At 72.8% G+C, this 13,669-nt stretch carries 13 protein-coding genes; 11 read left to right on the top strand and 2 right to left on the bottom strand.

Translation table 11 applies throughout. The features are described 5' to 3' along the window. Window positions 1-3 precede the first annotated feature (3 nt). Genes ACH4OW_RS34330 through ACH4OW_RS34370 form a run of 9 tightly spaced genes read left to right on the top strand, consistent with a single transcriptional unit; the run spans window position 4 to window position 9,079 of the window. On the top strand, window positions 4-798 hold the full coding sequence (locus tag ACH4OW_RS34330) for a sugar phosphate nucleotidyltransferase (protein WP_398031971.1): 795 nt from the start codon (window positions 4-6) through the stop codon (window positions 796-798). Further along, a complete protein-coding gene (locus ACH4OW_RS34335) occupies window positions 795-1,442 on the top strand; it encodes a PIG-L deacetylase family protein (protein WP_398031974.1) in 648 nt (215 codons plus the stop codon). Before ACH4OW_RS34330 ends, ACH4OW_RS34335 begins: the two co-directional genes overlap by 4 nt. 3 nt (window positions 1,443-1,445) lie before the next feature. Then, a complete protein-coding gene (locus ACH4OW_RS34340; protein ID WP_398031977.1) occupies window positions 1,446-2,507 on the top strand; it encodes an NAD-dependent epimerase/dehydratase family protein in 1,062 nt (353 codons plus the stop codon). After that, window positions 2,495-3,778: a DUF4910 domain-containing protein gene (locus ACH4OW_RS34345; protein WP_398031980.1), complete on the top strand. Its 1,284-nt coding sequence runs from the start codon at window positions 2,495-2,497 to the stop codon at window positions 3,776-3,778. Before ACH4OW_RS34340 ends, ACH4OW_RS34345 begins: the two co-directional genes overlap by 13 nt. Further along, on the top strand, window positions 3,775-5,058 hold the full coding sequence (locus ACH4OW_RS34350) for a hypothetical protein (protein ID WP_398031982.1): 1,284 nt from the start codon (window positions 3,775-3,777) through the stop codon (window positions 5,056-5,058). Before ACH4OW_RS34345 ends, ACH4OW_RS34350 begins: the two co-directional genes overlap by 4 nt. Continuing rightward, entirely contained in the window at window positions 5,055-6,002 is a 948-nt protein-coding gene (locus ACH4OW_RS34355; protein ID WP_360134239.1) for a glycosyltransferase family 2 protein, read from the top strand. Before ACH4OW_RS34350 ends, ACH4OW_RS34355 begins: the two co-directional genes overlap by 4 nt. After that, a complete protein-coding gene (locus ACH4OW_RS34360; protein ID WP_398031984.1) occupies window positions 5,999-7,198 on the top strand; it encodes a polysaccharide pyruvyl transferase family protein in 1,200 nt (399 codons plus the stop codon). The genes ACH4OW_RS34355 and ACH4OW_RS34360 overlap by 4 nt, the downstream gene beginning before the upstream one ends. After that, window positions 7,195-7,746 carry a dTDP-4-dehydrorhamnose 3,5-epimerase gene (gene rfbC / locus ACH4OW_RS34365; RefSeq protein WP_398031987.1) on the top strand — a complete coding sequence of 184 codons (552 nt, stop codon included), beginning with the start codon at window positions 7,195-7,197 and terminating at the stop codon, window positions 7,744-7,746. The genes ACH4OW_RS34360 and rfbC overlap by 4 nt, the downstream gene beginning before the upstream one ends. A 7-nt stretch (window positions 7,747-7,753) precedes the next feature. Continuing rightward, window positions 7,754-9,079, top strand: a complete 1,326-nt coding sequence (locus ACH4OW_RS34370) for a glutamate-1-semialdehyde 2,1-aminomutase (RefSeq protein WP_398031988.1) — start codon at window positions 7,754-7,756, stop codon at window positions 9,077-9,079. 12 nt (window positions 9,080-9,091) lie between these two features. On the opposite strand, the gene ACH4OW_RS34375 is transcribed toward ACH4OW_RS34370, so the two are convergent. Beyond that, a complete protein-coding gene (locus ACH4OW_RS34375) occupies window positions 9,092-9,808 on the bottom strand; it encodes a phosphatase PAP2 family protein (protein ID WP_398031990.1) in 717 nt (238 codons plus the stop codon). A 196-nt stretch (window positions 9,809-10,004) separates the two neighbouring features. Here ACH4OW_RS34375 and ACH4OW_RS34380 point away from each other — a divergent pair, with 196 nt between their 5' ends. Beyond that, a complete protein-coding gene (locus tag ACH4OW_RS34380) occupies window positions 10,005-10,697 on the top strand; it encodes a response regulator (protein WP_398031991.1) in 693 nt (230 codons plus the stop codon). A 49-nt stretch (window positions 10,698-10,746) separates the two neighbouring features. Here the strand turns inward: ACH4OW_RS34380 and ACH4OW_RS34385 are convergent, their stop codons facing one another. Then, a complete protein-coding gene (locus ACH4OW_RS34385) occupies window positions 10,747-12,267 on the bottom strand; it encodes a carboxylesterase/lipase family protein (RefSeq protein WP_398031994.1) in 1,521 nt (506 codons plus the stop codon). Between the two features lie 441 nt (window positions 12,268-12,708). On the opposite strand from ACH4OW_RS34385, the gene ACH4OW_RS34390 reads away from it, so the two are divergent. Next, complete coding sequence (locus ACH4OW_RS34390) at window positions 12,709-13,602, top strand: universal stress protein (RefSeq protein ID WP_398031996.1); 894 nt, start codon at window positions 12,709-12,711, stop codon at window positions 13,600-13,602. Window positions 13,603-13,669: the final 67 nt, after the last annotated feature.

Here is a 13,669-nt window from a genome sequence, read left to right on the forward strand (position 1 = left end):
AGCATGAAGGTCGTACTGTTCTGCGGCGGTTACGGGCTGCGCATGCGCGAGGGAACGTCCGACGACATGCCCAAGCCGATGGCGATGGTCGGCCCGCGGCCGCTGATCTGGCACGTCATGCGCTACTACGCGTACTTCGGGCACACGGAGTTCATCCTGTGCCTCGGATACGGGGCCCATCACATCAAGAACTTCTTCCTCACCTACGAGGAGACGGCGTCCAACGACTTCGTGCTGAGCAACGGGCGGGTCGAGCTGCTGTCCACCGATATCGCGGACTGGAACATCACGTTCGTGCAGACCGGCATCGCGTCACCGATCGGGGAACGGCTGCGCCAGGTGCGGCACCACCTGGACGGCGACGAGATGTTCCTCGCCAACTACGCCGACGTGCTCACCGACGCCCCGCTGCCGGAGATGATCGGCCGGTTCGCCCGGCGGGACGCCGGCGCGTCGATGATGGTGGTGCCGCCGCAGTCCTCGTTCCACTGCGTGGAACTGGGCGAGGACGGCCTCGTGGGAGGCATCACCGCGGTGAGCGAACTGCCGCTGTGGGAGAACGGCGGCTACTTCGTGCTCCGCCAGGAGGTCTTCGACCACATTCCGGAGAACGGGGACCTGGTCGCCGACGGCTGCGCCCAGCTGGCCAAGCGCGGCCGGCTGGTGGCGCACCAGCACCGCGGTTTCTGGAAGCCGACCGACACCGTGAAGGAGCGGGCCGCGCTCGACGCCGCGTACGCCCGGGGCGACCGCCCGTGGGCCGTGTGGGAGCGGGACGCCGCCGGAGTGCGGGCGTGATCCGGCTCGGGCCCTGCCGCCTGGGCCGGGTCGTCGCGGTGGGCGCGCACTGCGACGACATCGCCATCGGCGCCGGCGGCACGCTGCTGACGATGTCCGCCGCGCGGCCGGGGCTCCGCGTCGACACGCTGGTGCTCTCCGGCGGCGGCAGCGAGCGCGAGCAGGAGGAACTGGCCGCGCTCACCGCCTTCTGCCCCGGTGCCGACCTGCGCCTGACCGTGCTCAAGCTGCCGGACGGCCGGATGCCCGCGCACTGGGACGAAGCCAAGGCCGCGGTCGAGGAACTGCGCGAGCGGACCGGCCCCGACCTGGTCCTCGCCCCGCGTACCGATGACGCGCACCAGGATCACCGCGGCCTGGCGAAGCTGATGACCACCGCGTTCCGCGACCACCTCGTGCTCGGCTACGAGATCGTCAAGTGGGACGGCGACCTCGGCCGTCCGGCGGCGTACCAGCCGCTGTCGCCGGAGGTCGCCGAACAGAAGGTGCGGCTGCTACAGGAGCACTACCCGTCGCAGCGGCACCGGCCCTGGTACGACCGGGAAGCCTTCCTCGGACTGGCGCGGATCCGCGGCATCGAATGCCACGCGCGCTACGCCGAGGCGTTCGCCGTCACCAAACTCACTCTCGACCTGGGGGACTGAAATTTGCGCGTGTTGCTGACCGGGCACCAGGGTTACCTGGGCACGGTGATGGCCCCGGTTCTCGCGGCCGCCGGACACGAGGTCGTCGGCCTCGACTCCGGCCTGTTCGCCGACTGCGTCCTCGGCCCGCCGCCCACCGACCCTCCCCCAGTCGGCGCTGACGCGCCTGTGGGCGGTGCCCTTAGGCACCGGGTGGACCTGCGCGACGTCACAGCGGAACACGTGGCCGGGGTGGACGCCGTGATCCACCTGGCCGCGCTCTCCAACGACCCGCTGGGATCGCTGGCACCGGAACTCACCTACGACATCAACCACCATGCGTCCGTGCGGCTGGCCCGGCTGGCCCGCGACGCCGGGGTGCGGCGCTTCCTGTACGCGTCGACCTGCTCGGTCTACGGTGCCGCCGGCAGCGGCGACCTGGTGACCGAGGACGCCCCGCTGCGCCCGGTGACCCCGTACGCGGAGTCCAAGGTGCGGGTGGAGGACGACCTGCACGCGCTCGCCGACGGCGACTTCACCCCGGTGTTCATGCGCAACGCCACCGCCTTCGGCCACTCCCCCCGGCTGCGCGCCGACATCGTGCTGAACAACCTGGTGGGCCACGCGCTGCTGTCCGGCCAGGTGCTGGTGCTCTCCGACGGCACCCCCTGGCGCCCGCTGGTGCACGCCGCCGACATCGCGCGGGCCTTCACGGCCGCGCTGACCGCGCCCCGGGAGGCCGTGCACGACCGGGCGTTCAACATCGGCAGCGAGGTCAACAACGTCACGGTCGCCGAGATCGCCGAACAGGTCGCCGAGGCGGTGTCCGGCGCCGAGGTGGTCATCACCGGCGAGACCGGGGCCGATCCGCGGTCCTACCGGGTGGACTTCTCCCGCTTCCGTGCCGCGGTCCCCGGCTTCGGCTGCGAGTGGACGGTCAAGCAGGGCGCGCTCGAACTCGCCGACGCCTACCGGAAACACGGGCTGACCCGGGAGGACTTCGAGCAGCGCTTCACCCGCCTCGCCGTGCTGCGCGCGGCGTCCGACGCCGGCGCCGTCGACGGCACCCTGCGGTGGCGCCGGTGACCGCGGCAGGTGAGGCGATGCATGCCCTGGTGGAGCGGCTGTACCCGCTGTGCCGGAGCATCACGGGCGACGGTGTGCGCGCCACCTTGGAGATCGTCGGGGAGTACGTCCCGCTACAGGTGCACGAGGTACCGACCGGGACGCAGGTGCTCGACTGGACGGTGCCGCAGGAGTGGAACATCCGGGACGCGTACATCGCCGACACCGCGGGCAACCGGGTCGTCGACTTCGCCGCGTCCAGCCTGCACGTGCTCGGCTACAGCGTGCCGGTGTCGCGGACCATGCCGCTGGCCGAGCTCCGCGGACACCTGCACACCCTGCCGGAGCACCCGGCGTGGGTGCCGTACCGCACCAGCTACTACAAGCCGGAATGGGGGTTCTGCCTGGCCCAGGAGACCTTGGACGCACTGCCGGACGGCGCATACGAAGTACGCATCGACTCCAGCCTCACGGACGGCCACCTCACCTACGCCGAGCACGTGGTCCCCGGGCAGGTCCCCGAGGAGGTGATCGTCTCCTGCCATGTCTGCCACCCGTCGCTGGCCAACGACAACCTGGCCGGCATCGCGGTGGCGACGTTCCTGGCCCGCGCGCTGGCGGAGACGACGCCGTACTACACCTACCGGTTCGTCTACGCGCCCGGCACCATCGGGGCGATCACCTGGCTGGCGCGCAACGCGGAGCGGATCGAGCTGGTCAAGCACGGGCTCGTGCTGGCCTGCGCCGGGGACTCGGGACAGCTGACGTACAAGCAGAGCAGGCGCGGTGACGCGGAGATCGACCGGGTGCTGCGGCACGTGCTCGCCGCGTCCGAACGCCCGCACCGCGTCACCGAGTTCACCCCGTACGGTTACGACGAGCGGCAGTACTGCTCCCCCGGCTTCGACCTCGGCGTGGGCTCGCTCAGCCGGACCCCGTACGCCGACTACCCCGAGTACCACACCTCGGCGGACAACCCGGACTTCGTCTCCCCGGAGGCGATGGCGGACACCCTTGCCGTCTGCCGCGAGGCATTCGCCGTCCTCGACCGCAACCGCCGGTACGTCAACCTCAACCCCTACGGCGAACCGCAGCTGGGACGGCGGGGGTTGTACGACTCGCTCGGCGGGCGCAGCGACGCGAAACAGGCCCAGCTGGCCATGCTCTGGGTGCTCAGCCTCTCCGACGGCGAGCACGGTCTGCTGGACGTGGCCGAGCGCTCCGGGCTGCCGTTCGACACCGTCGCCGTCGCGGCCGACGCCCTGCACGGCGCCGGGCTGATCAAGGCATGACGCCCATGACCGCCACGCGGGAGAAGCGGGCCGCCAAGCGGGCCGTCGTCGGCCGGCTGTCCTGGGGACTGGCCGACCAGGCGGCCTCCAGCATGACCAACTTCGCGGTGGGCATCTACGTGGCACGCTCGCTGGGCGTGACCGCGTTCGGCGTGTTCAGCCTGGCCTGGCTGACCTACGGCGTGGTGCTCAACGTCGCCCGCGGGCTGGCCACCGATCCGCTCGTGGTGCGCTTCAGCGGCGTGCCGGACGCGTCCTGGCGCGTGGGCGCGGCCCGGTCCTCGGGGACGGCGCTCGGCGTCGGTGCCGTCATCGGCGCGGCGTGTCTGGTGGTCGGCCTCGGTCTCGGCGGCCGCGTGGGGCCCGCGTTCGTCTGCCTCGGCGTCGTACTGCCGGGACTGCTGCTCCAGGACGCCTGGCGGTACGCGTTCTTCGCCGCCGGTACCGGGCGGAAGGCGTTCGTCAACGACCTCGTGTGGGGCGTCGCGCTCGTCCCGGCCATGGTCGTGGCGGCCGGCGTGGGCAGCGTGGCCGCCTTCGTGCTCGCCTGGGGCGCGGCCGCCGCGGTGGCCGCGGTGTACGGCTGCCTCCAGTCCGGCGTCAGGCCCCAGCCGGCCGGAGCGCGCGCGTGGCTTCGCGAGCACCGCGACCTCGGCTACCGGTACCTCGTCGAGAACGTCAGCCTGAGCGGCGCGAGCCAGCTGCGGGCGTACGGGCTCGGCGTGATCGTCGGGGTCGGCGCGGTGGGTGCGGTCCGGGGCGCCGAACTCCTGCTCGGCCCGTTCCTCGCCGTACTGATGGGGCTTTCGCTGGTCACCGTCGCGGAGGCGGCCCGGGTGCTGCGGCAGGCACCGGAACGGCTCGGCAGATTCTGCCTCCTGCTCGGCGGCGGACAGGCAGCCGCCGCGCTGCTCTGGGGCGTAGCTCTGCTGCTGATGCCGGACCGGCTCGGCGAGCTGGTGCTCGGCGACGTCTGGCACTCCGCCTCCCAGCTCGTCGTGCCGGCCGCGCTCGGCGTCGCGGGCGCCGGCCTCGGCACCGGCGCGGCGGCCGGGCTGCGCGCACTCGCGGCCGCCCGGCGCAGCCTGCGCTGCCAGCTGTTCGCCTCCGCCTGCTACGTCGGCGGCGGGCTCGGCGGTGCGGCCGTGGGCGGCACGCTCGGCTCGGCCTGGGGCGTCGCCGCCGCGACCGTGTGCGGCTCGGCCGTGTGGTGGCTGCAACTGCGGTCCGCCCTGCGCGAGCGCCACCGGAACCCCATCCCCGAAGTGAGGACGCCATGACCGCCCACCCCCGGTTGAGCATCGGCCTGCCCGTGTACAACGGCGAGGAGTACCTCGCCGAGTCGCTCGACGCCCTGCTCGGCCAGACGTACGAGGATTTCGAGCTGGTCGTCTCCGACAACGCCTCGACCGACGGGACCCGGGACATCTGCCGCCGGTACGCCGCGAAGGACTCGCGCATCCGCTACCTCCGGCTGCCCCGGAACGTCGGCGCCGCGCCGAACCACAACTACGTGTTCACCCAGTGCCGCGGCGAGCTCTTCAAGTGGGCCTCGCACGACGACCTGTACGCCCGGGACCTGCTGCTGCGCTGCGTGGCGGCGCTGGACGAGCGGCCGGACGTGATCCTCGCCCACGCCGACCAGGCGGTCATCGACGAGGACGGCAAGGTGAAGGTCCCGTACGAGTACACGCTCGCCACCGACTCGCCGCACGCGCCGGAGCGCTTCCGCAGCCTGCTGTTCGAGCCCGGGGGTGACGACTTCTACGGGGTGATGCGGGCCGACGTGCTGCGCCGGGTGAAGCCGCACGACAGCTACCACCACGCGGACCGCACCTTCGTCGCCGAGATCAGCCTGCACGGGCCCTTCCACCAAGTGCCGGAGCTGCTGTACTTCCGCCGCGACCACCCCACCCGCGCCGAGCGGGCGAACCCAGACAAACGCTCCCGCTGCGTCAACCTGGACCCGCGCCGGGCCGGGCCGCTGCACCCGACGCCCCGGCTGCTCGCCGAGTACGTCTGGGGCTTTGTCGCGGCGATCCGGCGGGCGCCGCTGTCCTCGGCCGACCGGCGCGCGTGCTACCGCCACCTGGCCGCATGGATGACCAGCAGGGCCCGGCCGGGCGCCGGCGAGCGGGTCGAGGACCGCGCCCCGGTCGACCCGGCCCGGCTCGCCGTCTCCGTCGACGCCCTCGTCGCGGGCCGTGCGGGGCGGCGGACATGAAAGCCGCGGCACGGGTGGGGGTGTTCGGCCTGCTCGGCTCCGGCAACCTCGGCAACGACGGGTCGCTCGAAGCCGTGCTCGGCTATCTCCGGGCCGAGCACCCGGACGCGGTCGTGGACGCGCTGTGCGGCGGGCCCGAGGCCGTCGCGGCGCGGTACCGGATTCCCGCGACGCGGCTGCACTGGTACCGCGGGGAGTACCGGACCGCCTCGCGCGCGGGTGCGATCGCGGCGAAGGGCCTGGGCAAGCTCGTCGACGCCTTCCGCACCGCTGCCTGGGTGCGCCGGCACGACGTGGTGATCGTGCCGGGCATGGGCGTCCTGGAGGCCACGCTGCCCCTGCGGCCGTGGGGCTTCCCGTACTCGCTGTTCCTGCTCTGCGCGAGCGGCCGGCTGTTCGGCACCCGGGTCGCGCTGGTCGGCGTCGGCGCCGCCGCGATCGGCAACCGGCCGACCCGGGCCCTGGTGCGCTGGTCGGCACGGCTCGCCGCGTACCGGTCGTACCGGGACACCCTCTCCCGCGACGCGGTGCGGGCGATGGGCGTGGACACCGCGCGCGACGAGGTCTACCCGGACCTCGCGTTCGCCCTGCCGGCGCCTTCGGCCGCCGTTCCCTCGGGCACGGTCTGTGTCGGCGTCATGGACTTCCACGGCGGCAACGACGACCGCGCCCGGGCCGAGGAGATCCACCGGCGCTACCTCGACGGGACGACCCGGTTCGTCCGCGCGCTGGCCGAGGACGGCAGGTCCGTCCGGCTGCTCACGGGCGACGCGTGCGACGCGCCGGTGGTCCGGGCGATCCTCGACGCGGTGGACTCGCCGCTGGTCACCGCCTGCGAAGCGGTCTCCCTTGCCGACCTGATGGAGGAGATGGCGGCCGCCGACACCGTGGTGGCGACCCGCTACCACAACCTGGTCTGCGCCTTGAAGGCCGGTACGCCGACGCTCGCCCTCAGCTATGCGGCGAAGAGCGACGCGCTCATGGCACGGATGGGCCTCGGCGCCTACTGTCACCCGGCCCGCGACGTCGACACCGACCGCCTCCTCGAACAGTTCCGGTCCTTGGAGAAACACGCGGCGGAGACACGCCGGGCCCTCACCGGGCACAACGCGACCGCTACCCGGCAACTCGCCCGGCAGTTCGCCGACTTGACCACCACACTGTTCCCGCAGACCGCCTCGCAGGAGACCCGATGAAAGCGACCGAAGTCCCCACGATCGCCGGCGCGTACCTGTTCGAGCCGACCCCGTACGCCGACGAGCGCGGCTTCTTCTGCCGCACCTTCGACGCCGACGTGGTCCGCTCGGTGGGCCTGGACCCGGGCACCTTCGTCCAGGACAGCGTGTCCCGCTCGGTCCGGGGGGTGCTGCGCGGCCTGCACCTGCGTTCCGGAGCCGGCGAGGCCAAGCTGGTGCGGTGCTCGTACGGGAGGATCTTCGATGTCGTCGTGGACCTGCGGCCCGACTCGCCGACGTACCGCAACATGGCCACCTTCGAGCTGTCCGGCGAGACGCAGACGACCCTCTACGTCCCGGCGGGCTGCGCCCACGGCTTCCAGGCGCTGACCGAGACCGCCGACACCTCGTACCGCATCGACCGCCCGCACGATCCGGCCGAGGACATGGCGATCGCCTTCGACGATCCGGAACTCGCCGTTCCCTGGCCGCTTCCGGTCACCTTGATGTCCAAGCGGGACCGGGAGGCGCCGAGCCTCGCCGAGGCCCTGCGCCACCACGAGAGCTGAGGTCCGCGTGGACAGCGAAGAGTTCCTCCTCCCCCGGTCGCGGCTGGCGAACGAGCGGCTGCACGCCCTGATCCCCGGAGGCGCGCACACCTACGCCAAGGGCGACGACCAGTACCCCGAGCACCTGGCCCCGGTCATCAGCCACGGCCACGGCGCCCACGTGTGGGACATCGACGGCAACCGCTACATCGAGTACGGCTCAGGGCTGCGGTCGGTCAGCCTCGGCCACGCCCACCCCCGCGTGACCGAGGCGGTACGCCGCGAACTCGGCCGCGGCAGCAACTTCGTCCGCCCGTCCATCCTGGAGGTCGAGGCGGCGGAACGTTTCCTGGCCACCGTGCCGACCGCGGAGATGGTGAAGTTCGCGAAAAACGGCTCCGATGTCACCACGGCCGCGGTGCGCCTCGCCCGCGCCGCCACCGGCCGCCCGCGGGTCGCCCTCTGCGCCGACCACCCCTTCTTCTCCACCGACGACTGGTTCATCGGCACCACGCCCATGTCCGCCGGCGTTCCGGCGGCGACCACCGACCTCACCGTGGCGTTCCCGTACGGAGACCTGGCCGCCACGGAGGAACTGCTCACCCGGTACCAGGGCGAGGTCGCCTGCCTGATCCTCGAACCCGCCACCCACACCGAGCCTCCGCCCGGGTACCTCGCGGGACTGCGCGAACTGGCCGACCGGCACGGCTGCGTACTGGTCTTCGACGAGATGATCACCGGCCTGCGCTGGTCCGAGGCGGGCGCCCAGGGCCTGTACGGCGTCGTCCCCGACCTCTCCACGTTCGGCAAGGCGCTGGGCAACGGGTTCGCCGTCTCCGCGCTGGCCGGTCGCCGCGACCTCATGGAGCGGGGCGGGCTGCGCCACTCGCGCGACCGGGTGTTCCTGCTGTCCACCACGCACGGCGCCGAAACGCATTCCCTGGCAGCCGCGATGGCCGTGCAGGCCACCTACGTGGAGGAGGGCGTCACCGCCCGACTGCACGCCCTCGGCGAACGCTTGGCCTCCGGAGTCCGCGAAGCCGCGGCCGGTACGGGCGTCGGTGACCACATCGTCGTCCGGGGCCGGGCCAGCAACCTCGTCTTCGCCACCCTCGACGAGAACCGGCAGCCGTCGCAGCAGTACCGCACCCTCTTCCTGCGGCAGCTTCTCGCAGGTGGGGTGCTGGCCCCGTCGTTCGTGGTGAGCAGCGCGCTCGACGACGCCGACATCGACCACACCGTCAACGTGGTGGCCCAGGCGTGTGCGGTGTACCGGAAGGCACTGGACGCCGGGGACCCCACCCCCTGGCTGGCCGGACGACCGGTCAAGCCGGTGTTCCGCCGCTTGGCGTGAGGTGACGCGGCGTCAACGACGCCGCCGGCCTCCGGCGTCGGCCGCCCGGTCGACCAGCCACCCGGCCGCCGGTATCAGCACCAGCGCGGTGCACCAGCCGCCGAGCACATCGGTCGGGTAGTGCGCGCCCAGAGCGACCTGCGCCCAGCCCATGGCGGCGCCGGCCGCCAGCGTCGCGGCGAGGACGAGTAACGTGCCGGCCGTCCTGCCGAGGCCCAGCCGGCCGGTCACGAGCAGCGCCAGCGCAAGGGCGAGCGCGGTGACGAAGGCGGTGTGCCCGCTCGGATAGGACAGGTTGCCGTCGCCGTGGATGGTGCGTCCCACCGCGAACTTGAGCGCTGTCGCCGTCCCCACGGTGACGCCCGCCCCCGCGACGACGAACACCGCGGCACGAGGACGCCGAAGCAGCAGACAGCCCGTCGCGGCGATCACCACCAGCGTCGCCGCTCCGACGGGCTCCCCCAGGAAGTCGATGCCCAGGGCGACGCGCCGCCACGGCGGCTGCACACTGTCCGCCGTCGGCTGGACGAACCACCTGTCCACCGTGCCGGACCGGCTGTGGCCCGCGTACATGACCCCGAGCACGGCGACCGCCAGCGCGGCAAGGACCGCGATCAGCCCGAGCCACGCGCGCAGCGACGGGGGCAGCACCGCAGGCGCCGGCCGGCCGGTCGCACCCCCACCGCGCCCGGTCGGCCTGCGGTGGCTTGCCGTGATCGGTGGTTCCACGGCGTCCCTCCCCGGAGTGCACGCCTGCAACGACAACGTACAAACCATTGTGCCCTGTGGGCGCAGGACGTCCGGCGTGCCGCCGGCATGGCGCACCGACCGCTGACGAACCCGCCGGCAGAGGAGCATCATCGAAGCACCGAGCCGGGTATCACGCAGGCAGCGGCCCGCCGCTCGGGGACGGAGGGAGGCCCTCATGCCCGCACCGGACAGCCCGCCCCCGATCCGCGTCTTCCTGCTGGACGACCACGAGGTGGTACGCCGGGGCGTACGCGAACTGCTCGACGGCGAACCGGACATAGAGGTGGTGGGCGAGGCCGCCGACCAACGCGAAGCCCTCGCCAGGGCCCCCGCCCTGCGTCCCCATGTCGCGGTGCTGGACGTACGGCTCGGCTCCGGCACAGCGGACGGCGACCACGAAGGCATCGAGGTCTGCCGCGAACTGCGCACCCGGATGCCGGAGCTGGCCTGCCTGATGCTGACCTCCTTCGACGACGACGAGGCCCTGTTCGACGCCATCATGGCGGGCGCCGCCGGCTACGTCCTCAAACAGATCAAGGGCTCCGACCTGGTGAACGCCGTACGAACGGTGGCGGCCGGCGCATCGCTGCTCGACCCGGCCGCCACCGCGCGGGTCATGGCACGGGTCCGTGGCGAAGAAGACCCCGTGCCTCCCGAACTGGCCCGCCTCTCCCCCAGGGAACGCGAGATCCTCGCCCTCGTCGGCGAGGGCCTGACCAACCGGCAGATCGCCCGACGCCTCTACCTCGCCGAGAAGACCGTCAAGAACCGCATCTCCGTGATCCTCGCGAAACTCGGCGTGGGCCGCCGCGTCCAGGCAGCGGTCCTCGCGGAACGCCTTCGCGGCGGCCGGGGCGCGGACGGCTGAGCCGGGCGCGCGGCCCGCCGGCCGGCCCCGTCGTCCTTCCTGCCGCCCGCTACGCGCCAGACATCGGTTCCAGCGCGGCGAAATCCGAGTCCGCCCAGATCAGACGCGATGTCTCCGCCGGGTACGGCACCGTGACGGAGGCCGCGGCGAACACCCGGGTCAGCCGGCCCTCGGGGCGGTACGGGGCCCAACCGGGGGAACCGGTTCCGGCAAAGGCGGTCCAGGCCGCCATCATCTCTTCCGAAAGCGCCCCGGCCTCGGGAGGAGGCTCCTCCCCCAGGAGCAGTTCCGCGATCTCACCGTCGAAGGCACCGAAGACCAGTGGAACGTCGAGCCCGTGGCAAGCGCCGAGCACGCCGCCCATGGCCGGACTCGGCCAGGCCAGTTCGTACAGGTACGAGGTACCGCCGCCGCTGAGGTGGGCCTCGGCCAGGTGGAGGCTCGGCATGCGGAACAGCCAGTCGGACATCACCAGGTCGTGCATCTCGGTGGGGCTCGCGTCCGGGTAACCCGTCCGGTAGGCAAGCGCCCCGGCGGCGGGGGCGAACCATTCGATGGTGGCGGCGGCTTCCTCTTCGGTGACTTTCCCGAGCCGTCCCGACAGCACGGTGAACAGACGGCATTCGTCCCGCGTGTGCCCCACGACGAGGTCGATGCCGGCGCTCTGCCCCGCGCGCAGCGCCTCCCAGGGGGTCCGCGGCAGCACATCGCCGTCGATCACCGGCGCGAACGGCATCCGGGCACGGGCCGCCCGGCCCCACCGCGTCTCGTGGCCCGCCATCTTGTTCAGTACGGAATCCGCCGCGTCCCGCAGGGCGTCGGGCGTCACCGGCGCGAGACCGGCGAGCGTAGGGGGCGCCCCGAGTTCGGCGGCGACGGCCGTACCGATGTCCGCCGCCAGCGGCACGCCGTAGAAGGGGCCCGGCACGCTCTGCGCCACGGCCCGGTGGAAGAGCCCGGCCGCGCGGGGCATCGCCAGCAACGCGGCCACCGCGCCCGCGCCGGCCGACTCGCCGAAAACGGTCACCAGGTCCGGATCACCGCCGAAGGCCGCGATGTTGTCGCGCACCCACTCCAGCGCGGCGACCTGGTCCAGCAGCCCCCGGTTGGGCGGCGCGCCCTCGAACTGCCCGTACCCTTCCGCGCCCACCCGGTGGTTGAACGTCACGACGACGGTGCCGCGCCGGGCCAGCGCCGTACCGTCATAACCGGGCCCGTCGGACGAACCGATCAGGTAGACGCCGCCGTAGAGCCAGACCATGACCGGCAGTCGTGCCCCACCGGGGTCGGGACTGTAGACGTTGACGGTCAGCCAGTCGTCGGCGCCCTCGGCCCGCTGCGGCCCGGCGCCGTATCCGAGTGCGAGGGATTGCGGCGGCGGAGGCCCGAAGGTGTCGGCCTCGCGCACCCCGTCCCAGGGCAGCGCGGGCACCGGCGCCGCCAGGTGCAGGTCACCGACCGGCGGCCGGGCATACGGAATGCCCCGGAACACCGCCACGCCGCCCCGCCACCGGCCCCGGACGGTACCGGTCGCCGTGCGGACTTCGGGTGCTTGAGGGGAGCGGGTCATAGGGTTCCCTTCTTCTGGAGCGGGGCCGCGCCCAATGCGCCGTTTTTCCCCCGCCCTGCCCGTTGCGAAGCAGCCTAAGGCGATGGGCAACAGCGCAGGGAGCCCGGTGCACGAGCAGGGCGCGCGCGGTACGCGGATTTCGGCCGTCGGTTCAGTGGCGCGGCACCACGGCCACCGGCGGGCCGGAGCGTCAGCGGGACATCCGGATGTACGGCGGCGGCCGGCCTCCCGCTGCTCGCGCACCGCCAGCGACGGCCCGGGCAGGGGCAGGGGCAGTACAGGCCATGCCCAGGGCCGTTCGGCCCAGAGCCAAGGGCGGGCCGGGCTCGCACTCTGGCAGTGAAGGGTTCTGGACCCCGTCGGGAGAGGGGGCTGACCGATGTGTACGGCGCACGGCCCGGATCCGCACCGACTGCGCGCCCATTGAAGGAGGCATCCGCGATGGCATCGGCACCCAAGTCCTTTCCCGGCCGGGTGGTCGTCGGCTTCGACGGCTCCGACCCCGCCGTACGCGCCCTCGACCGCGCCGCCGACGAGGCCGTACGCCGCGACGCGTCCCTGGAAATCCTCTGCGGCTGGCCCTGGGGCAAGCACCCGCTGCCCGACTACGGCGTCACCGATGACACCGGCAAGCTCCTCTACAGCAGCGCGCGCCGCCTGGTCGACACGGCCGTCGAACGCGTCCGCGGCCGCGCCCCGCACCTGGCCGTCAGCGAGTCCCTGACCACGGAGTCCGCGACCCACGCCCTGCTGCGCTGCGGACGCGACGCCGCACTGACCGTCGTCGGCACCCGTGGCCACGGCGGCTTCGCCGGCCTGCTGCTCGGCTCGGTGAGCCTGCGCGTGGCGGCCCACTGCACCACGCCCCTGATGGTCGTACGCGGCGACAACGAGACCGAGCACCACCGCGTCACCCTCGGCATCACATCGGACGCCGACACCGACGCCCTGCACTACGCCTTCCAGGAAGCGGCACGGCACGGCTCCGAACTGCATGTGCTGCACGCCTGGCAGTACCCGGCGGCACCACGCGGCTCGCACAGCCCCTCGTACCACCTCACCTGGGACGAACTGGAACACCTGCGCAAGGGTGCCGAGGCCGTCGCTCCGCACGCCGTCGCGCCCCTGCGGCAGACATACCGGGACGTCGGCGTACGCACCGAGACCGTCCGGCAAGGCCCGGCGCACGCCCTGGTCGAGGCGAGCCGCCACGCCGACGTGGCCGTACTGGCCGTTCACCGCCGTCCCCGCCGCGTCAGCCTGCAACTGGGCCCGGTCACCCACGCGATGCTCCACCACGCGCACTGCCCGGTCGTCCTCGTCCCCGTCGACTGACCCCAGTCCCTCCAGTCACCCAGCCACCCCGGCCCTCCGGACACCCGGCCCGCAGGAAGAAGTCAGG

The sequence above is a fragment of the Streptomyces sp. NPDC017056 genome (assembly GCF_044332485.1).
Classification (GTDB): Bacteria; Actinomycetota; Actinomycetes; order Streptomycetales; family Streptomycetaceae; genus Streptomyces.

Excerpts from the sequence above, each read along its gene's own strand:
- ACH4OW_RS34330 (WP_398031971.1), top strand. The coding sequence starts at position 4 with ATGAAGGTCGTACTGTTCTGCGGCGGTTACGGGCTGCGCATGCGCGAG.
- ACH4OW_RS34350 (WP_398031982.1), top strand. The coding sequence starts at position 3,775 with ATGACGCCCATGACCGCCACGCGGGAGAAGCGGGCCGCCAAGCGGGCC.
- ACH4OW_RS34355 (WP_360134239.1), top strand. The coding sequence starts at position 5,055 with ATGACCGCCCACCCCCGGTTGAGCATCGGCCTGCCCGTGTACAACGGC.
- ACH4OW_RS34360 (WP_398031984.1), top strand. The coding sequence starts at position 5,999 with ATGAAAGCCGCGGCACGGGTGGGGGTGTTCGGCCTGCTCGGCTCCGGC.
- rfbC (WP_398031987.1), top strand. The coding sequence starts at position 7,195 with ATGAAAGCGACCGAAGTCCCCACGATCGCCGGCGCGTACCTGTTCGAG.
- ACH4OW_RS34380 (WP_398031991.1), top strand. The coding sequence starts at position 10,005 with ATGCCCGCACCGGACAGCCCGCCCCCGATCCGCGTCTTCCTGCTGGAC.
- ACH4OW_RS34385 (WP_398031994.1), bottom strand. The coding sequence starts at position 12,267 with ATGACCCGCTCCCCTCAAGCACCCGAAGTCCGCACGGCGACCGGTACC.
- ACH4OW_RS34390 (WP_398031996.1), top strand. The coding sequence starts at position 12,709 with ATGGCATCGGCACCCAAGTCCTTTCCCGGCCGGGTGGTCGTCGGCTTC.